Genomic DNA, 19,488 nt, shown 5'->3' with positions numbered 1-19,488 from the left:
ACGATCCACGCTTCCTTCCCACGCTCGGTCGCCCTCACGCAGTTGCGCTTCACTTCGTTCGCTGTGATCAACTTACGGCGGGACTTCCACCCGCAGGAGTGCGCCCATGCTGGGCGCACATGAACAAGCCAAGTCGATTAATCGCACTTGACCAGGCGGGTGTCGCTCGGCTATGTTCGGATCTACCCTTTCCGCCACGGACAGTGCCTGCAGGAAACTACCTCGCGGGTACCTACATCGGCAGCAGTCCTAGATGTTCGCCCAGCGGCCACAAGTTGCTTGCGGCGGCGACCCGGTTGGCTTAGGCACACAACTGTGTGCTGATCAAAAGTCCTACAGGCTTTTTTGCTGCATTGGTGCAGTTTCGGTATTCGTTTTACAAGTTGATCTGGGGCCTTGAGCTCCGCGATTGCGTCGGTAACGGTGTTTTGTCTCGACAGACTGGTTTTGTTCGCGGCTTTGCACCCTGCCCTGCTATGTAGGGTATGTCTCCGCCAGATGGTCGTTCGATCACGCGATGCTGAGTACTGTTTTTGAAGTGTCCTCTCCACAAAGGAAGACATCATGGAAATATCCGGTGCGGAAATCGTTACCCGCTGTTTACAGGAAGAAGGCGTGGAGTTTGTCTTCGGTTATCCTGGCGGCGCGGTTCTCGAAATCTACGACGCAATTTTCAAACAAGATAAGTTCAAGCATGTCCTGGTACGCCACGAGCAAGGCGCAGTTCATGCAGCTGATGGTTACTCACGTTCCTCGCAGAAAGTCGGCGTAGCTCTGGTCACCTCCGGGCCTGGCGCTACCAATGCCATTACAGGTATTGCAACGGCTTACCTCGACTCTATCCCCATGGTGGTCATTTCCGGCCAGGTGCCAACACCCGCCATTGGCCTGGATGCATTCCAGGAAGTCGACATGGTCGGCATTACCCGTCCCTGTGTGAAGCACAACATCCTTGTCAAGGATGTGCGTGACATCGCCACCGCGATAAAAAAAGCTTTCCATATCGCCACCACTGGCCGCCCCGGCCCTGTCGTGGTCGATATTCCCAAGGATGTAACGATCGCCAAAGCGGAATTTCACTATCCGCAATCGATCAGTCTGCGATCCTACAACCCGCCTTCCAAAGGTCACCCCGGCCAGATCAAGAAGGCTGTCAACCTGCTGGCGGATGCCAAGCGTCCACTGATTTATATTGGCGGCGGCGCTGTATTATCCAATGCCTCGGACCAGGTGACCGAGCTGGTCAAGATGTTGGGTGTTCCAGCTGTCAACACCCTGATGGGCTTGGGTGCTTTCTCGGGTGCAGACCCGCAAAACCTCGGCATGCTGGGTATGCATGGCCTGTATGAAGCCAATATGGCGATGCAGCACTGTGACGTGCTTGTCGCGGTTGGCGCACGCTTCGACGACCGAGTCATCTCAGCACCTTCGCACTTTCTCAGCTCGCCTAAAAAGATCGTCCACATTGATATCGACCCATCCTCTATCGCCAAACGCGTGAAGGTAGATATCCCTATCGTTGGTAATGTCCGCGATGTGTTGGATGAGATGCTGGGCCTGCTACGCCAGACCGGCGCCAAACCGAATGCCGAGCATTTGGCTGGCTGGTGGCGACAATTGCAGGAATGGCGCAGCCACAACTGCCTCAAGTTCGACGCGGACAGCGAAATCATCAAACCACAGTTCGTGGTTCAGAAGCTCTACGAAGTCACCGGCGGCGAAGCCTTCATCACATCCGATGTTGGTCAACATCAGATGTGGGCGGCGCAATACTACAAGTTCAACAAACCACGCCGTTGGATCAATTCCGGTGGTCTTGGCACCATGGGTTTTGGCTTGCCTGCCGCCATGGGTGTGCAGTTGGCCAACCCCGACGCCACAGTTGCCTGCATTACCGGTGAAGCGTCTATTCAGATGAATATCCAGGAGTTATCCACCTGCAAGCAGTACCACACGCCGGTGAAGGTGATTAACCTGAATAACCGTTACCTTGGCATGGTTCGGCAATGGCAGGAGTTCTTTTACGGCAACCGTTACTCTGAATCCTATATGGATGCCCTGCCCGACTTTGTGAAGCTGGCCGAAGCCTATGGCCATGTAGGCATGAAGATCGAACGCCCTGCTGATGTGGAGCCCGCACTGCGCGAGGCGATGAAACTGAAGGAGCGACTGGTGTTCATGGACTTCATTACCGACCAGAAGGAAAACGTTTTCCCCATGGTGCAGAACAACCGCGGCTTGAGCCAGATGGATCTGCCGCCTCATATGCGCCATCTGCAAGCCGGCACCATCGTCAAAGACCGTGACTACGGCAACCTGAGCTAAGGAGGGAAGCAACATGCGACATATTCTTTCCATCCTGCTGGAAAACGAAGCAGGTGCTTTGAGCCGGGTCGTGGGTCTGTTCTCTGCCCGTGGTTACAACATTGACTCGCTGACTGTGTCGACCACTGAGGACCCTACCCTGTCCCGGATGACGGTCGTCACGACAGGCTCGGATGATGTTATCGAGCAGATCACCAAGCAGTTGAACAAGCTGATTGAAGTGGTCAAGGTGATCGATCTGAACGAATCGGACCATGTCGAGCGCGAGCTGATGCTGATCAAGGTACGTTCAACCGGTAAAGACCGCGAAGAGATGAAGCGGATGGCGGATATCTTCCGTGGCCGGATTCTCGACGTGACCGAAAAGACCTACACCATCGAATTGACCGGTGAAAGCTCCAAACTGGACGCTTTTATCGAAGCAGTCGATCGTACCCTCATCCTGGAAACTGTCCGTACCGGTGCCTCAGGCATCGGCCGCGGAGAACGTATCCTGAGAATCTGACTCTGAAATTCCCCGACGCGCCGGTTTGTGTATGACACATCGGCTCCTCCCTGCACTTGAAAAGGACAATATCAATGAAAGTTTTCTACGACAAAGACGCCGACCTCTCCCTTATCAAAGGCAAGCAAGTCACCATCGTTGGTTATGGCTCGCAAGGTCATGCCCATGCCCAGAACCTGAAGGATTCCGGCGTGAACGTGACTATCGGCTTGCGCAAGGGCGGCGCTTCGTGGAGCAAAGCCGAGGCTGCAGGTCTGCCAGTCAAAGAAGTAGCTGAAGCCGTCAAAAACGCCGACGTGGTGATGATTTTGCTGCCGGATGAAAGCCAGCCTGCCGTTTACGAGCGCGATATCGCCCCCAACGCAAAACAAGGCGCAACCCTGGCCTTCGCACACGGATTCAACATCCATTACAACCAGATCGTGCCGCGTGCGGATTTCGACGTCATCATGGTTGCTCCCAAGGGGCCAGGCCATACCGTGCGTTCGGAATACAAGCGTGGCGGTGGCGTACCTACACTGATTGCCGTCTACCAGGACAAGAGCGGTAAGGCCCGTGACGTCGCGCTGTCTTATGCTGCAGCTAATGGCGGTACCAAAGGTGGCGTTATCGAAACCAACTTCCGGGAAGAAACCGAGACCGACCTGTTCGGCGAGCAGGCCGTGCTGTGCGGCGGTGCAGTGGAACTGGTGAAGATGGGCTTTGAGACATTGACCGAGGCCGGTTACGCACCAGAAATGGCGTATTTCGAATGCCTGCATGAACTGAAGCTGATCGTCGACCTGATGTACGAAGGCGGCATCGCCAACATGAACTACTCGATCTCCAATAACGCCGAGTATGGTGAGTACGTGACTGGCGGCGAAGTAATCAACGAACAGTCACGCGTTGCGATGCGCAATGCACTCAAGCGCATCCAGTCGGGTGAATACGCCAAGATGTTCATCATGGAAGGTAAGACCAATTACCCCAACATGACTGCCCGTCGCCGCTTGAACGCAGCTCACCCGATCGAAACAGTAGGTGAGCAATTGCGCGACATGATGCCGTGGATCAAGGCTAACAAGCTGGTTGATCAGAGCAAAAACTAATTAGGTTCATACGTATAAAAAAGCCGGCAGTGCCGGCTTTTTTCTTTACATACGTCAGAGGGAAATAGTATTTTTCCCAACCACCTAGGCTCCCAAATCGGCCATAGCCTCACCAAGCCTTACACTACGTTCCGGCGCCCATGCAGGGTTAAACGCCAACGCAGGTTTGGGGAAAAGCAAAACAACGGTGGAGCCCAACAAAAACCGCCCCATCTCCTCGCCCTGCTTCAAGACAATCTCTTTGTCCTGGTAGTCCCATACGGTTACCTCTTTACGCCGTGGCGGGTTCACAACGCCATGCCACACCGTGGCCATGCTGCCCACAATGGTTGCACCAACCAGGGTCAATACGAATGGGCCGTTGTCGGATTCAAACACGCAGACCACACGCTCATTACGCGCGAACAACCCTGGCACACCACGTGCAGTGGCAGGGTTAACCGAAAAGAGCGCACCAGGCACATAAATCATGCGCATCAAACGCCCATTACACGGCATATGGATACGGTGGTAATCACGGGGGCTTAGGTAGATCGTAGCGAAGCTGCCATCTTCAAACTTAGCCGCCAGTGCCGCGTCTCCACCAACCAGTGCTGTTGTTGAATACCGATGCCCCTTAGCTTGCAAAATCTGGTCGCGTTCGATACGCCCAAACTGGCTGATTGCACCGTCGACCGGGCAAACCAGCGCTGCGTTCGTAAGCGGACGGGCCCCATCCTTCAAAGCACGGGTAAAGAAATGATTGAAAGTATCGTAACTGGTTATTTCGGAATTTGCCGCTTCCGCCATATTGACGTTGTAACGCGCAATAAACCGACGAATCACCCAGTGCGTCAAAGTACCGGCCGATAGTCCTGCTAACGCACCCATCACACGTGTCAGCGCTTGCTTGGGCATCAGATACTGCAGAAAGACAAATAGCCGTTCAGACACGGTCGACCTCAGATAAGTAGCAAGCCCGCGATTTTAACGCATGGCCCGCCAAGAAGCCCACCACGAAGACAGTTATCGACACCTCGGTTAGAATTGCCGGCCCCGATTTGGTATTGCGGTTTGCCCACATCTACTGGCAAACCCACCTCGAGACCACCTTATGCACCCTAGCAACAAGCGCCGGTCGTCCCTGCGCCACCAGAGTATTTATCTACTTCCCAACAGTTTCACGCTTGCCGCCTTATTCGCTGGCTTTTACGCCATTGTGCAAGCCATGAACCACCATTTCGACTATGCCGCGATCGCCATCTTCGTTGCGATGGTGCTCGATGGCATGGATGGTCGCGTGGCGCGTATGACGCATACCCAAAGCGCTTTTGGCGCAGAGTTCGACTCCCTTGCCGACATGGTTTCCTTCGGTGTTGCGCCTGCATTGGTATCGTATGAATGGATGCTGCGAGGCTTGGGCAAGCTGGGTTGGATAGTTGCATTCATCTATTGTGCGGGTGCGGCACTGCGATTAGCACGCTTTAACACCCAACTGGAGGTAGCAGATAAGCGCTTCTTCCAGGGTATGCCCTCCCCAACCGCGGCAGCCCTGGTTGCCGGCTTTGTCTGGCTATCACTGGAAATGGAATGGGCTGAACCTTATATGCGCTGGGTTACACTTGGCATTACCGCTTTTGCGGGCCTGACTATGGTCAGCAATGTACGCTATTACAGCTTCAAGGAATTCAACATCCGCAAGACGATTCCCTTCTTCTTGCTCTTGCCTATCCTGTTTGTATTTGTTGCGATTGCTGCCAGCCCACCCGTAGCACTCTTTGGCTTATTCGTGGTTTATGCTTTATCCGGCTACGTATTTGCAGGTTGGACCTATCTTCGACGCAAACCGACGATGCCAACCAACCAACCTTGACACTGCTTCTGCATCGCCTTAGCCTGACCAAACCGGTCTTCGCCAATATTTAGCGTGCAAATAATGGCAAGCATCAGTGAACGTAAGGCTGCTTGCATCCAGCGCCTATTGCGCCTATGCATCAAACCGAAATTCATTTCAGCAGCCGCCAGGGCCAAGCCCTGCGGCTGTTTCTATATCCAAAACAACAAAAACCGTCATGGGAGCAACATCATGAGTGACCGTCTGTATATCTTCGATACTACTCTACGCGATGGTGAGCAAAGCCCCGGCGCATCTATGACGCGCGATGAGAAAATACGCATCGCCAAGCAATTGGAAAAGCTTGGGGTCGACATTATTGAGGCAGGCTTTGCTGCAGCGAGTCCAGGTGACGCCGAGTCAATTCAGGCCATTGCAGAAGTCATCAAAGACTCCACCGTCTGTTCCCTCGCCCGTGCGAATGAGCGCGATATCCGTGCCGCAGGTAATGCCATCAAACCCGCAACGCATGGCCGAATCCACACCTTTATCGCTACCAGCCCAATACACATGGAGAAAAAGCTGCGCATGCAGCCAGACCAAGTTGTGGAAGCTGCCGTAGCCGCCGTCAAACTCGCACGGGAATACACTGATGATGTCGAATTCTCGGCAGAAGATGCATTACGCTCTGAGCCAGAGTTTCTATGCCGGATTTTTGATGCGGTTATTCAAGCCGGTGCAAAAACAATCAACGTCCCCGATACCGTAGGCTATGCAGTCCCTCACCTTACGACAGACTTCTTCCGCAAACTGATCGAAGGCACTCCGAATTCGGACAAAGTCATCTGGTCTGCTCATTGCCACAATGACCTGGGTATGGCCGTGTCCAATTCATTGGCAGCGGTACTGGGAGGAGCTCGCCAAGTCGAATGCACAATCAATGGCCTAGGCGAAAGAGCGGGCAACGCCGCTCTGGAAGAAATCGTCATGGCGGTACGCACTCGCAAAGACATCTTCGACTTGACCACGCGTATAGACACAACACAGATCGTACCGGCCTCTAAACTGGTTTCCTCCATTACGGGCTATCCAGTACAGCCGAATAAGGCTGTAGTAGGGGCGAATGCTTTTGCGCACGAATCCGGTATTCATCAAGACGGCGTGTTAAAGCACAGAGAAACCTACGAAATCATGTCTGCCGAGTCTGTAGGCTGGGCACAGAACAAACTAACACTAGGCAAGCTTTCCGGCCGCAATGCTTTCCGATCACGGCTACAGGAACTGGGCGTATTACCAGATAGTGAAGAAGCCCTGAACGCCGCTTTTGCACGCTTCAAAGAACTGGCCGATAAGAAGCGGGAGATTTTCGATGAGGATCTGTACTCATTGATAGGCGATGAGTCCAATCTCTACATAGAGCGATACAAGCTCATTTCGCTGAAAGTCATATCTGAAACAGGAGAACAACCTTCTGCCCACTTGGTTCTAAATGATAGCGGCGACGAAAAACACGTGGAGGCACTAGGTGCAGGCCCAGTGGATGCCACATTCAAGGCCATCGAGACCCTAGCCTGCAGCGAAACTAAGCTACTTCTTTATTCTGTAAACGCTATCACTAGTGGTACAGACAGCCAAGGCGAAGTCACCGTACGACTCGCCAAGGAAGATAGAGTCGTTAATGGCCAGGGTGCCGACACAGATATTATTGTCGCATCAGCAAAAGCCTATTTGTCTGCCTTGAATCGCTTGGACGAGGGGATTCATAGAGCGCATCCACAAGTGTGATGAAGACACGACTAGATGCAAAAACCGCTTACTTTTTACCAGTAAGCGGTTGTTGTAGACCCAAACGAAGGATTTAAGTCTCTTACTGCTTATAAGGTGAGTCCGTTATAAAACAAGTACTTGGAGGACTATAGTCAGCAACCGACGCTCCCAATCTAAAGATTACGGCAGTGGACGCTTCAGTCGTTGAAACCTTTGTAGTAGCAACTACCTTGACAACCGTCCATAGTGCATTTGCCTTTAGATAATCAAAATTAAAACCGGCGATTCCATTTGCACCAGTAACCACTTTGGATGGTACAGCGCCTGCTGTTGCCTTTGGTGGCTCCAATATTGAATTCGGAGCTACAGCCACTGTAGGAGGATTGGGACACGTATAAGCCGGTGAATTTCCATTCGCATCTCGTACCGTACCGTCATAGCATAAGACCCCAGCGCCTCGACTTAAGCTATCGTTGTTTATTTCAACTCTTGCACCATCCTCCCCTGTATCCAATAAACCATTTCCAATAGCGGTCTGTGGGATATTCAAACCTGTATCGATATTCCAATTGCCTATGAGGTCCTCTGCAACATATGTCTTCCCAATCCTACAACCTCTACCGGTCGAGAACGCATATGGTGCTACAGTTATAGTCACATCTGCATTGCTAACCGGATTGCCACCACTGTCTGTAACTTGAACTGACATTGGCAATATATATGAAGTATTGTCACTACTTGATTTTATTTCGGACGAACTTCCAATCGTTATCGACCCAGCTTGCCCCCCAATTAGCACAGGCGCTTCAGCGGTAATAGCTGGGTTCGTGCCAACCACTGTCGCCACGACATTTATGCCATTCGCTCCCACAGGAGAAACAACAGAGCCCGAAGTAAAGGTTGTATTTGCTTGCCCAATACCTAGCCCTTGCCCAGCTGTAGCCACGGTATAAGCAATAGCTGGCGCAAGAGACTCACCACCACCAACTGGGTTCTTAATAGTAAATGCAACTGGTACATTAGCAATCGGCTGGCCCGAACTATTCAAAACAGTAGCCGTAACAGTTAGCGACTTAAAATCCGTGCCACTACTGATCCCAATAGTAGATGGTGAAGCCTGTACGATAATCTTTGCTGCTGCAGATACGGGAGGCGTAATTGCAAATACCGTATTCGCAGTAGTTGCAGGCGTAGCTGGATCTAGGGCACTAATTGTTGCAGTACCGGCCGAGCTGGAACTAAATGTTGTCGTTGCCTGACCACCTGAGACAGGAACGACTATTGTTGACACCGGCGGAACTGAATTTCCAAAAGCTCCCAACGTCGTAGTCAATCGAACATTTGCAACACCTGGTGCATTAACAACAATATTGGTCGATGTACCTGTAACTAGAGCTAATGGCGAGCTAGCTGGCGTCACAAAGCCAAATGCATTCCCACCTGTAATCGTAAAATCCACTGTCTGAGTAGCATTTAAGGCAGAGGCTTGTAACTTAACTGCGCCAGTGGTGGCTCCTGTCACTGTAACAGTATCGCCACTTCTTACCACCGTTTTAGATAATTGAATGGCCCCTGTTCCCGAAAAGCTAAGCGCTACATCCTGGTCGGAAATACTTTGATCAGCGCTGTCCACCAAACTCACGGTCACGGTAGAAGTGCCATTCGGCGCAGACACACTTGTCGTCGTGGGAACAAGCTTGATTTTGGTACCTGAAACCACAATCGGAATTTGCCCTGAAATTCCCGACGCCGTAGCTATAATTGTCTCGGTACGATTACTTCTATCAGCACCAGCTTTAAACGTCCCACTTACAGTACCATCAGTCTTTGTCACTGCATCGACAATATTAATTGAACCTAAAGGTGCCGAAACATCTATAGGGATTCCCGCTATAACTCGGTTACCCGAATCAAGCGCAGTCACAGTAATAGTAGCCGAATCACTTCCATCGGTTTTAATCGTTCTAGTAGAGGCAGTGACTACCAGCTTCGCTGGTACTTTATCCGTCGTCGGGGGGGGGGTGGTCGTAGTCTGCCCCCCCGGCCCACCACAAGCAACAACTAAAAGTGAAACCGCTGCTGCAGTTAACCACTGCCAGCAACGGTGCCCCCCAGCAAATTGGTGTGCAATGCTCGCCACAATTCGTTCCTTATTCTCTGCAAATATCACAGCAAAATTAAACAGATGATGTCGCCAACTCAGGCCATCACTCCATTGTCATTTAACGTCATCTTTGTTCCATTTGCAACGCCCTTGCAAGAAAAGTCTTTGAGTCCCAAAGCCACCGCATACCGCGGGAGCTGCTAGTTAACAAAAACATTAGTCTAACTTTGGACTTTCAGCAAAGAACCGAACAAGAGATTCATAAAATTTAGTAGAGGGAACTTAAAGTGTTCAACTGTTTCACGGCACATAGAGAGGCAATGGCCATTACTCTCTCAGCCTGAGCTCAACAAAACGTACTTAATACAAGCCACAAAATCAACAAGGGCTTCTTCAGCTTAATTTTTATGGCCAAAAGAGCTAGCCAATCACAGCCATCAACCTGTGTAGGCAATTTTCCAGGGGGAATCCCTTCAAAAAAAGTTCACTTTCAGAAGCATAACAACTACTTGTCCCAATTTTCCTTCTTTCCAGTGTGGTCCAAAGTTTGCTCCACCAACTTAGAATTTGGATCAATGGGAGTTGCTTTGACCTTGAAGTCGGCAGAATTACACGTGGCTGAGTAAGTATAATATTTCGTATTATCTATGCCGTTTTTCGCCTCCGGGGGGCATCCACCTGCTTTCTGATAAGTTTGATTCGTTGTGTAGTAGCGCTCCAAAGCCTGAGCGTATTTCATTAGATCTGCCTGAGCAGCTACCTTACGAGATCTCGCTATATAGTTTGAATATTGTGGTATAGCAATTGCGGCTAACACACCAATAATTGCAACAACAATCATCAGCTCGATTAACGTAAAGCCTGACGAAGATTGACGGCGACTCACTTCCATTTCCTGTATTCCTATGATTGAGGGCATAAGACAACCACCATTTGAAGCACTACTTCCGCGGAAGAACCTGCCCCCAAGCCGTGCCCCATAATACTATATGGCGTACAGTCTTTCTTGGAGCCTGCTGGTGGCTTCTTCAAATGGTTAATTAACAATTTATAGCTTGTCTCTTCCTTAGTACCAGTAGCGATATCCCACTTCTTCACTGCGACATCAGTTAAGGGAAATGCTGTTAGTGGATCATCCATCTCAGCACCAACTCCACTACCATTAGGAAAATCAGCAGTACCACCAACACAAAAAGGCGCACTTACACATTTATCCCCACTGGTGCGTAAAATAACTTCCCCCTGCCTCAGCGCCCTTTCTGCAGCCTGAAAAGCACGATTACGCTGCATATGACTACCTGACATTTTTTCACTTTGGATCGTGCCTACCATTGTAGTCAGAACCAAAACTGTCATAACCGCCAAAAAACCCAGCGCAACAATAAGCACAAAACCACTTTGCTTGCCGTAAGCTCGTGTCATTTTAATCAACCTAAGAATTCCGTAACACTACGGTTGTAGTGAATTTCCTATAAAAGTATTTCTTATAATCTGGATTAGTAAGCGCTGAGCCATCACATTTAGTCTCCGGAACAGCAATATCCAAGTCCTGATTTTGTGCCAAAAAGCTTCTTAGCAACAAACATACTCGCACAGATACAATATCTTTCTGTTGAGCTACAGTAGGGGCAGATACATATGTATCTGCAACACAATCGCGCGCGTCAGGCAGCAACTTGCATAAAAAGACATCTTCTACTTTAGTAGGAGCCGGAGGTGGGCCATTATCGATTCCATAGCTAAATTGCAAGTCTTCCACTACAGAACTAGACTGCCCATCCAACCAGTTAGCACCCGAGACACCGCCCGTCGATGCACAATTCAGCTTCATAGGTGTAGTTCCAGAAGGTGTAGTTCCAGAAATAGTCATCGTGACATCTATATTTGCTGCAGAATGGACTGCACCGGAGCAATCAATCATATTGCTACCATCTGACTTAAAGACAAAGGTCATCTTTTTTGCATCTGCCGCAGTAAATCGAGGGTCGTACGCAGGATCAGTGGGGCTATGATAGCCAGCTTGCGTCACAACCCTTTTTAACATCGAAATAGCGTATCGCCCATCTTCCGTAAGGCGGCTCTGCGATACTTGAACGCGACTGGTTTGCTGGGCATTAATATACAGTTTTGATACGCCCAGCATCGCAACAGAAGCAATAGCCATCGATACTAGCAGCTCGAGTAGCGTAAAACCTAATGGTCGAGTAGTCATCATCATTCTATCGTCGTTGTATATTTCCCAATTGGATCGCTGCTAGCTCCAGAACGATCATCTTGCCAGCTAATTTCTACCTCGTAAGCCTTCAAGCCTAATTTCTCAGCACTCGCATCCAAAGTTTTTGCAGTAATCTTATAGTCCCCACCAGGTAATGCCTTCTTTAGCAAGTTTTTCCATTCTGTTATCTCAGATGCCTCTCTATAACTAATACGACCAGCAGGTTGAGTACAAGTAATACTCCCACCAGTATGAGGGCATGTTGCGTCATCAAATAATGGCGGCTTAATTGGCGGGATACTTAGATCATCACTAACCAAATAGGGTGTTCTATTCGCTCTAATCCTATCTGATAAATCCGCAGCCAAATCTGCAGCTACACTTCTAAAGTACGCACTCTGATTCATCATCAAAGCACGAGACTGTGTACCCGCAAGAGCCAATAGACCAATAGCCAGAATAGCCAAAGAAATCATCATCTCGATAAGCGATATACCCTTCTGATTCCCAGGAGGTCTCATCATTGCTCCAATACCTCTAGATTTAACTACAATTTTTATTGGGGGACACACTCTTCGCTGCTCTGCCAGATGGGGCAAGTGTTACATACTGTTCTTTATGCTTTAAGCCTTTGCCACAAAATTTGAATGCACCTAATACCCCCCCTCCGGCTTTAGCTGCACTACCCAGTGACTTTGAAAAATCAACTTTCGCAAAGCCATCACTATCAAATGATATCTCGACACTACTTTCATTTGCTTTAAAACGAGATATAACACTTGTGCCATCCATTACTAGCCAACCTTTAGACCAATCTGCAGTTGATGCAGAACAAGTGTCTGTGTTTGGATCAGCTGTCGCACATACTGATATGACTTTCCGATCGGAAATCGCTTTCAGTCGCGCCGTTGCAAAAGTATTCACCAGCACATCTGTTTGACTGGAAACGCGCGAAGTCTTTACAAACTCCATGATATTAGGCACTGCAATGGCTGCGAGCAGCCCAATAATAGCCATTGCAATAACTAATTCTATCATTGACATACCAAGCTGCTTCCGCATATTCGGCATCATATGCCTAATCATTGAACCAACTCCCGCCATGTTGTGCGTTCAACTCTAACGCCGAGATTTGGGCACTCCAGCTCTGCATCTACCACGCCTTCTTTTCCCTTTGTTGGTATATAAATCTTACCCTTACAATCTTTGGCTCCCGGAGGCATTGCTTTATTCTCCGATAATGGCGCTTTAGAACTCACCAAAGAAACACCCGAGCTGTTTACACCTTGAAAACCAACACTATCACCTAACTGAGGTTCATCCTTGCCTTTTGTAGTATCTCTAATCCATCCATTAAATGGATCAGTTTCACTTACAAGGGTCATCTCTGAGGGTATTCCCGGCAATTCCATACCAGCAACATACTCCTCCATGGTCCCAACTTTGACCTTGTCACCCCCATTTACCTTTTTGTCGCCATTTATATCGATAAAAGAATACTTCTTGTTGTTTTTAGGGCTTCTAGGCGTTGAACCAGTAAATGGGTCGAGTACCATCATCCACCCCGCACCGCCAGGGGTACAAACTTTTGTACTCGTCATTACACCTGTACCAAATATCACCTTATCCCCAAGAATTTGAGGTGTAGCGGTTTGCCGTTCAGTTGACGTTGGCAGATTCAGATACCATCCTTTTTTTGTAGAACCATCGTTTTTCTGCTCAACTTTTAACTCAACTTTATTATCCGTTACCACACGGAAATTCCCCTTCTTTTCCGTAGCAGTTGTAGGCAGAACCTTTTGTTCTACGAGATCTGACATTTGTACTGTCTTAGGTGTCTTATCCATTACATCAAGAATGCCATAAAGTGCTTGCCCTGAGGTTGAATTTCGATCTTCTGTTGTCAGCAATTTACCTGTACCAAACATGACAAGATTGCCACGGTACGTTTCACCACCTGCAGATTTTTCTCCATGAACCTCCATAACAACCGGCTTCTGAATAATAGGTTGATTACCAGGAGCTTTAAATATTGGTTTTTCTGCTACAGTAAAGTTCTTGGGGTCACTATCTGTTAGATCAAAGCGCCACATGTTACCTTCTTGATCACCCGCATATACATAATCAAGTACACCATCGGCAAGATCATCAACCCCATGAGGCGCAGATAAACCTTTACTATCTTTAACTTCAATCTTTTTAATTAGAGTACCTGTCTCTATATCAACAATGTATAACACACCAATTTTTGCCACTTTATTACCACCACTTTGGCCATCATCAAAGTCATTCTCATAGCCATTGGTTAGAACAACAGCGGGCCTAATTTTACCACCATCACGTACTCCCCAAATAACTGGCTTTGCAAAGGTATAGCCTATTTGTGGTTCATTCTGGTCATTCAACTCCCATTTAACGGCTTCCTTTGGTGAACTATTATCAAAGTTCTTCTCGCTAGTCACATCCAAAGCAAAATAACCCTGTCCTCCCTGTCCCAAACCACTAACTAAATAAGTCTTCCAACCAGAACTTGCCTTGACGTCAGCAGTCGCCACCGCGCCACTCACATGATAGACATGAGGTGCATCCAATCCGCCCGCAATCCCATATTTTGGGTTAGAGAGCACCTTAAGATTACGATAAACCATTGATGGAATATAGGCGCCAATTTCACTCATCGTTTCTGCATTAAATCCGTGCATCATTCCGTCATTTGCACCAATAAAGACCATATTTCGGCTTTTCTGAGCAGATTTGAATGAATTAAATGTAGATTCGGTAGAGAAAGAGCTTGGCGCTCCAATAAATGCAGGTTGCGTATCAATAAAATCACCAAGCAAGCTCTTACGTTCACGCAAGTCTTTATCTTTAGCACCTCTTATATACCGAATAATCTTCTGCTGCTCTGCAGTATTACCACCCAATAGCTCTTTTTGCTTATCTGACATGGCAGCCAACCCGGCTGCATCATTAAAAGCAAATGGCACTGTAGCTTTATCTAGCTTGGCAGACAAAATTACCCTGCTATCAGGGCCTCGATTAGTTAATACCAAACCAGCATCTAGTTTGCTGCTAGTATCAATCTTTCCATCGGTAATTTTATATCGACTCAATTCACCATACCAACCATCTGGATTAAAGAGCGGTTGATATGCAAAATTGTTTGCTGACTTGACGCTAGAAGCAACAGCAATACCTCCTGCATTCGATCGTTGTGACAGAATGCTAGCAAGTGCATTAGTCAACGAGTCTGTTAGTTCTTTTTCATTATTTGCCGTGTAATATTTACCACCAGATGCAGCAGCTACATCTTTAAGCATTTGGGTATCAAGAGCAAAACCTACCGTATATGTACTTACATTCTGTTTTGGAAATTGCGCATCATTGAAATCAACACCATCCATATCCGTCCCTGATGGACGCATATCTTGCTCGAACATAAACTGTGATATTCGTTTCAAATTATTCTGCACTTTTCCAACCCCATCGGACGGAACAGCAATTCCATAACTTCTTAACGCAGGGTCAGCCATCGCTGCACTAAGATTTGTATCACCACTTGGATCGCCATCCGTAATGATAATTTGGAAGTTTTTCTGACACCGATATTTAATAGGCGATTGGCCTACATAGCTCCCCATACCTCTCCAATACAGGGTGGTCTGATATGCCGTTGAGGCTAGCGGCGTACCAGCATCAGGCCTTACAGCATTCACCTGATTAACCAACTCATCAAAAGCTGCTTTATCTGTACGATCCTTAATTGGCGTTCTTAAGTGATTCCCCCGATAGTAATCAAATGTATGTAAACCCCAATTTAGTTCGCGATTCTCCTTTTTACTCAATAAATTTGTTATCACTTTTTTTGCCAAAGGCATTCTTATTGGGTTTGTTGGACTTTCTGCAGCGCGTTCATTAACCGGCCAGCCCATACTTCCCGAATCATCCAAGTATAATAGAATGTTGGGCTTAACTCCCGTCGATAAAGATGGTGGCAACGAAGGATACGGTTCTGCCGCACTAACGAACATTGGGCTCGCAGCAAGAGCAGCACTTACCCATTTAACGATATCCTTCTTACAAAACTGCACTTGCATCTTCATCTCCTAACAGGGGCTGGCCAAGCCATCATTGCTTCAGGGCCAATGAATGATTGATCGCATGCTGCCGGCATCAAAGACATACAGCCTCCTACACCGCGCAATTACTATGTGTGAACCATATCAAGGGAATGCTAAAGTGCCCATTCTGCCTGACAAGCGTAGCAATAAGATATACCAACGGCATTATTTATTCGCCATAACAGAAAGCCCCGCTTAAGCGGGGCTTTCTGTTTACGCAGCAAAAGCTGGCTGGATTACATATCCATGCCACCCATGCCGCCCATACCACCCATACCACCGCCCATTGCAGGACTATCTTCCTTCGGCAATTCAGCGACCATACAATCGGTCGTCAACATCAAGGATGCAACTGAAGCAGCGTGTTGCAGTGCCGAACGGGTAACCTTGGTTGGGTCCAGCACACCCATTTCGACCATATCGCCATACTCGCTGGTACCAGCGTTATAGCCAAAGTTACCCTTACCTTCCAATACCTTGGCAACCACAACGCTTGGCTCATCACCCGCGTTCTGAACAATCTGGCGCAAAGGCGCTTCGATAGCACGCAAGACGATCTTGATACCCGCGTCCTGATCAGCATTTGCGCCTTTCAGGTCAGTGATAGATGCACGTGCACGTAACAGGGCAACACCACCACCAGCCACAATGCCTTCTTCAACAGCCGCACGGGTAGCATGCAATGCATCTTCTACACGGGCCTTCTTTTCCTTCATTTCAACTTCGGTAGCTGCACCAACCTTGATCACTGCGACACCGCCGGCCAACTTAGCCTTGCGCTCTTGCAGCTTTTCACGGTCGTAGTCGCTGGTCGACTCTTCAACTTGCTTATTGAGCATGCCCACACGAGCCTGGATTGCATCAGCCTGGCCAGCACCATCAATAATGGTGGTGTTTTCCTTGCCGATTTCAACACGCTTGGCTTGACCCAAATCTGCCAAGGTCGCTTTTTCCAGGGTCAGACCAACTTCCTCGGCAATCACAGTACCGCCAGTCAAGATAGCGATATCTTCAAGCATGGCCTTGCGACGGTCGCCAAAACCAGGAGCCTTAACAGCAACCGTCTTCAGAATACCGCGGATATTATTGACCACCAGCGTTGCAAGGGCTTCGCCTTCAACATCTTCCGCAATAATCAGCAGTGGACGGCCTGCCTTGGCGACTTGCTCCAATACAGGCAACAAGTCACGAATATTGCTGATTTTCTTGTCGAATAGGAGAACAAACGGGTTATCCAAGGAAGCAATTTGCTTTTCTGGATTGTTGATGAAGTATGGGCTCAGGTAACCACGGTCAAACTGCATACCTTCGACGGTGTCGAGTGAGTTTTCCAGGCTGGAACCATCTTCGACAGTAATCACGCCTTCCTTGCCTACTTTATCCATTGCAGTGGCAATGATGTCGCCGATGCTGGTATCAGAGTTAGCCGAGATCGAACCAACCTGGGCGATTTCCTTGGAAGTAGTACAAGGCTTGGAGATTGTCTTCAATTCGGCGACCAAAGACGTAACTGCCTTATCAATACCGCGTTTCAAATCCATCGGATTCATGCCAGCGGCAACAAACTTCATGCCTTCGTGCACAATAGCCTGAGCCAGTACAGTAGCAGTAGTTGTACCATCACCAGCGATATCCGAAGTCTTGGAAGCCACTTCCTTGACCATCTGGGCGCCCATATTCTCGAACTTATCCTTCAGCTCGATTTCCTTGGCTACAGAAACGCCGTCCTTGGTAATGGTGGGCGCACCAAAGGAACGCTCCAGAACCACGTTGCGACCCTTAGGACCCAAAGTTACTTTTACGGCATCAGCCAGAATATTGACACCGACAACCATTTTTGCGCGAGCGCTGTCGCCAAATTTCACTTCTTTTGCAGCCATGTTCTTAATCTCCGGATAAGTTTGGGGATGCGATAGGGTGGGGGCTAATTAGCCTTCAACAACGCCCATGATGTCTTCTTCGCGCATCACCAGCAGTTCATTACCATCAACCTTAACGGTTTGGCCGCTGTACTTGCCGAAGATAACCTTGTCACCAGCTTTGACTTGCAAAGCACGTACAGAACCATTTTCCAGGATCTTGCCGGTGCCGACAGACACGACTTCACCCATGTCGGGCTTTTCCGCCGCATTACCTGGCAAGACGATGCCTGAGGCAGTTTTCTCTTCGGCTTCGACGCGCTTGATGACAACGCGATCGTGCAGGGGACGAATCTTCATGCTTTGCTCCTGATGGGATTTTTTGGAATGCCGTAACAGGCAAAAATCATCACTTCGATAATCGCTGTTAGCACTCGCTGCTAACGAGTGCTAATGATATGGGCGACCCCGCCCTATTTCAAGAGCGCGACTATCACAAACCTTCCAATCAGGAGGAACGAGAACCCTCATTCTCGCTAACAGATCTTCGGCCAAGGTTCAGTAACGTTTTGGGATTTGATACCACAACAAAAAGCAGTGGTAGGAGAGGTAAGAAGCAAGTACCAACTGTATGCAAGCGTGCATACATACAAAAATGACAAGATTAAATAGGAACCCTAATGTTGATTGTCGACTTGATCAGCAACTTCACGCAGCTCTTCCAACGAAAAACCTGAGTTACTCGCAGCCTCCTGAATTGCCTGCATCGCTTCCCGCTTGCGGCGCAACAAATCGATTCGGGAAGAAACTGCATGCGCATCGGCAGCCTTTTTCGCGACCAAGACCTCACCTTCCAGCGATGGCGGATTGGCAAGGCTGGGAGCATTGCTACTGGAATTACTGAATAGAGCTTCAAGCGCAGCACGCGACTGGGCAGCGTCTTGAGAACGATTGGGACGTGTCTTCATACTCTCTTTGGACGAAACAGCCGTAAAAACAAAAACTTTTAAGTTGCACCAACACTGAAATAGCTCTAGGTACAACTACTTTTTCAGGCTTTAGCGCTCTACTCTCTCATGGGTATCGAACACTTTACCCACTTTATGGACCAACACAGTCCATCAAAGACACAGCGGCAAACCTACCAAACTTATACAGTGGCCAGGATGGCACTACTTCTTATTAAATACTCATTTATTCCGTATTTCAAATAGTTATTTTCCTGATCAAACTTGAGCACACGCTCGTGTTACGTTTAACTCTATTTACATTAATAACTGCCACATAAAAGCTACTCACGTAGCGTGACGTCACCTATACATCAGATACCGAGTACCAAGTCAAGTTCAACCAAGATAATCCACAGCTTGTGGCTACAGCAAGACGACGACGAGAAAGTAGGACGAGCTGTTTGAACTCACTTCCATTGCCAGATCACCGACATACGGCAAGTGTTACGAAAGATCATACCTCAGAGAACACAAACACCGAAGCCTCACTTTAACTCGTGAGACTGTGAACGGACTCTTAAAACCAGTCTAAAGTCTTCCCAAATCCAAGGTGACCTGTCCTGACAACCGTAGACACACCCACTTCAAATGCAGACCAATTGCCTGCTGAATTTCTCTGCAAACACCGCCGGTGCCAAATTGCCTAGCCGAGAATCGCGCCGCTGGCGGTTGTAAAAG

General features: G+C 48.6%; 16 protein-coding genes. 5 read left to right on the top strand and 11 right to left on the bottom strand.

All coding sequences use genetic code 11. The annotated features are described in order from the left end of the window. Positions 1–564: 564 nt before the first annotated feature. The 3 genes from ilvB to ilvC all read left to right on the top strand — a co-directional run bounded on the left by ilvB (position 565) and on the right by ilvC (position 3,921). Positions 565–2,325, top strand: a complete 1,761-nt coding sequence (ilvB, locus tag ACUHMQ_RS17395) for a biosynthetic-type acetolactate synthase large subunit (RefSeq protein WP_445296726.1) — start codon at positions 565–567, stop codon at positions 2,323–2,325. 13 nt (positions 2,326–2,338) lie between these two features. Beyond that, positions 2,339–2,830, top strand: coding sequence for an acetolactate synthase small subunit (ilvN, locus tag ACUHMQ_RS17390; protein WP_445296725.1), 492 nt, complete (start codon positions 2,339–2,341; stop codon positions 2,828–2,830). Between the two features lie 74 nt (positions 2,831–2,904). Beyond that, positions 2,905–3,921 carry a ketol-acid reductoisomerase gene (gene ilvC / locus ACUHMQ_RS17385; protein WP_445296724.1) on the top strand — a complete coding sequence of 339 codons (1,017 nt, stop codon included), beginning with the start codon at positions 2,905–2,907 and terminating at the stop codon, positions 3,919–3,921. Between the two features lie 84 nt (positions 3,922–4,005). On the opposite strand, the gene asd is transcribed toward ilvC, so the two are convergent. Then, positions 4,006–4,854, bottom strand: coding sequence for an archaetidylserine decarboxylase (gene asd, locus ACUHMQ_RS17380; RefSeq protein WP_445296723.1), 849 nt, complete (start codon positions 4,852–4,854; stop codon positions 4,006–4,008). 160 nt (positions 4,855–5,014) lie between these two features. Here asd and pssA point away from each other — a divergent pair, with 160 nt between their 5' ends. Together pssA and ACUHMQ_RS17370 are read left to right on the top strand one after the other, a co-directional pair. Next, the gene (gene pssA / locus ACUHMQ_RS17375; RefSeq protein ID WP_445296722.1) at positions 5,015–5,773 is read left to right on the top strand and encodes a CDP-diacylglycerol--serine O-phosphatidyltransferase; all 759 of its coding nucleotides are present in this window, start codon (positions 5,015–5,017) and stop codon (positions 5,771–5,773) included. A 213-nt stretch (positions 5,774–5,986) separates the two neighbouring features. Then, the gene (locus ACUHMQ_RS17370) at positions 5,987–7,519 is read left to right on the top strand and encodes a 2-isopropylmalate synthase (RefSeq protein WP_445296721.1); all 1,533 of its coding nucleotides are present in this window, start codon (positions 5,987–5,989) and stop codon (positions 7,517–7,519) included. Positions 7,520–7,601: 82 nt separating this feature from the next. On the opposite strand, the gene ACUHMQ_RS17365 is transcribed toward ACUHMQ_RS17370, so the two are convergent. The 10 genes from ACUHMQ_RS17365 to ACUHMQ_RS17320 form a co-directional block, all read right to left on the bottom strand. Beyond that, positions 7,602–9,671 (bottom strand): hypothetical protein, encoded by a 2,070-nt coding sequence (locus ACUHMQ_RS17365; protein ID WP_445296720.1) that lies wholly within the window; start codon positions 9,669–9,671, stop codon positions 7,602–7,604. A gap of 439 nt (positions 9,672–10,110) precedes the next feature. Then, on the bottom strand, positions 10,111–10,497 hold the full coding sequence (locus tag ACUHMQ_RS17360) for a type IV pilin protein (protein ID WP_445296719.1): 387 nt from the start codon (positions 10,495–10,497) through the stop codon (positions 10,111–10,113). An 11-nt stretch (positions 10,498–10,508) separates the two neighbouring features. Further along, entirely contained in the window at positions 10,509–11,027 is a 519-nt protein-coding gene (locus ACUHMQ_RS17355) for a pilus assembly PilX family protein (RefSeq protein WP_445296718.1), read from the bottom strand. A 10-nt stretch (positions 11,028–11,037) separates the two neighbouring features. Further along, positions 11,038–11,823 (bottom strand): PilW family protein, encoded by a 786-nt coding sequence (locus tag ACUHMQ_RS17350; RefSeq protein ID WP_445296717.1) that lies wholly within the window; start codon positions 11,821–11,823, stop codon positions 11,038–11,040. Continuing rightward, complete coding sequence (gene pilV / locus ACUHMQ_RS17345; protein WP_445296716.1) at positions 11,820–12,344, bottom strand: type IV pilus modification protein PilV; 525 nt, start codon at positions 12,342–12,344, stop codon at positions 11,820–11,822. The genes ACUHMQ_RS17350 and pilV overlap by 4 nt, the downstream gene beginning before the upstream one ends. A gap of 19 nt (positions 12,345–12,363) precedes the next feature. Then, complete coding sequence (locus ACUHMQ_RS17340) at positions 12,364–12,894, bottom strand: pilus assembly FimT family protein (protein ID WP_445296715.1); 531 nt, start codon at positions 12,892–12,894, stop codon at positions 12,364–12,366. Positions 12,895–12,902: 8 nt separating this feature from the next. Further along, positions 12,903–15,917, bottom strand: coding sequence for a pilus assembly protein (locus ACUHMQ_RS17335; protein ID WP_445296714.1), 3,015 nt, complete (start codon positions 15,915–15,917; stop codon positions 12,903–12,905). A gap of 260 nt (positions 15,918–16,177) precedes the next feature. Continuing rightward, entirely contained in the window at positions 16,178–17,821 is a 1,644-nt protein-coding gene (gene groL / locus ACUHMQ_RS17330) for a chaperonin GroEL (RefSeq protein WP_445296713.1), read from the bottom strand. Between the two features lie 48 nt (positions 17,822–17,869). Then, on the bottom strand, positions 17,870–18,160 hold the full coding sequence (gene groES / locus ACUHMQ_RS17325) for a co-chaperone GroES (RefSeq protein WP_072428786.1): 291 nt from the start codon (positions 18,158–18,160) through the stop codon (positions 17,870–17,872). Positions 18,161–18,477: 317 nt separating this feature from the next. Next, positions 18,478–18,768: a hypothetical protein gene (locus tag ACUHMQ_RS17320; RefSeq protein WP_445296712.1), complete on the bottom strand. Its 291-nt coding sequence runs from the start codon at positions 18,766–18,768 to the stop codon at positions 18,478–18,480. Positions 18,769–19,488: the final 720 nt, after the last annotated feature.

This window comes from Chitinimonas violaceus (assembly GCF_052601015.1).
Note: the sequence above shows the minus strand (reverse complement) of the source record. Positions and strands in the feature narration are given on the sequence as shown.

Coding starts and splice junctions, on each gene's coding strand:
- groES (WP_072428786.1), bottom strand. CDS start 18,160: ATGAAGATTCGTCCCCTGCACGATCGCGTTGTCATCAAGCGCGTCGAA.
- pilV (WP_445296716.1), bottom strand. CDS start 12,344: ATGATGAGACCTCCTGGGAATCAGAAGGGTATATCGCTTATCGAGATG.
- ilvN (WP_445296725.1), top strand. CDS start 2,339: ATGCGACATATTCTTTCCATCCTGCTGGAAAACGAAGCAGGTGCTTTG.
- ACUHMQ_RS17320 (WP_445296712.1), bottom strand. CDS start 18,768: ATGAAGACACGTCCCAATCGTTCTCAAGACGCTGCCCAGTCGCGTGCT.
- groL (WP_445296713.1), bottom strand. CDS start 17,821: ATGGCTGCAAAAGAAGTGAAATTTGGCGACAGCGCTCGCGCAAAAATG.
- ACUHMQ_RS17350 (WP_445296717.1), bottom strand. CDS start 11,823: ATGATGATGACTACTCGACCATTAGGTTTTACGCTACTCGAGCTGCTA.
- ACUHMQ_RS17335 (WP_445296714.1), bottom strand. CDS start 15,917: ATGCAAGTGCAGTTTTGTAAGAAGGATATCGTTAAATGGGTAAGTGCT.
- ilvB (WP_445296726.1), top strand. CDS start 565: ATGGAAATATCCGGTGCGGAAATCGTTACCCGCTGTTTACAGGAAGAA.
- ACUHMQ_RS17360 (WP_445296719.1), bottom strand. CDS start 10,497: ATGGAAGTGAGTCGCCGTCAATCTTCGTCAGGCTTTACGTTAATCGAG.
- ACUHMQ_RS17370 (WP_445296721.1), top strand. CDS start 5,987: ATGAGTGACCGTCTGTATATCTTCGATACTACTCTACGCGATGGTGAG.
- pssA (WP_445296722.1), top strand. CDS start 5,015: ATGCACCCTAGCAACAAGCGCCGGTCGTCCCTGCGCCACCAGAGTATT.
- ACUHMQ_RS17340 (WP_445296715.1), bottom strand. CDS start 12,894: ATGATGCCGAATATGCGGAAGCAGCTTGGTATGTCAATGATAGAATTA.
- ilvC (WP_445296724.1), top strand. CDS start 2,905: ATGAAAGTTTTCTACGACAAAGACGCCGACCTCTCCCTTATCAAAGGC.
- ACUHMQ_RS17355 (WP_445296718.1), bottom strand. CDS start 11,027: ATGACACGAGCTTACGGCAAGCAAAGTGGTTTTGTGCTTATTGTTGCG.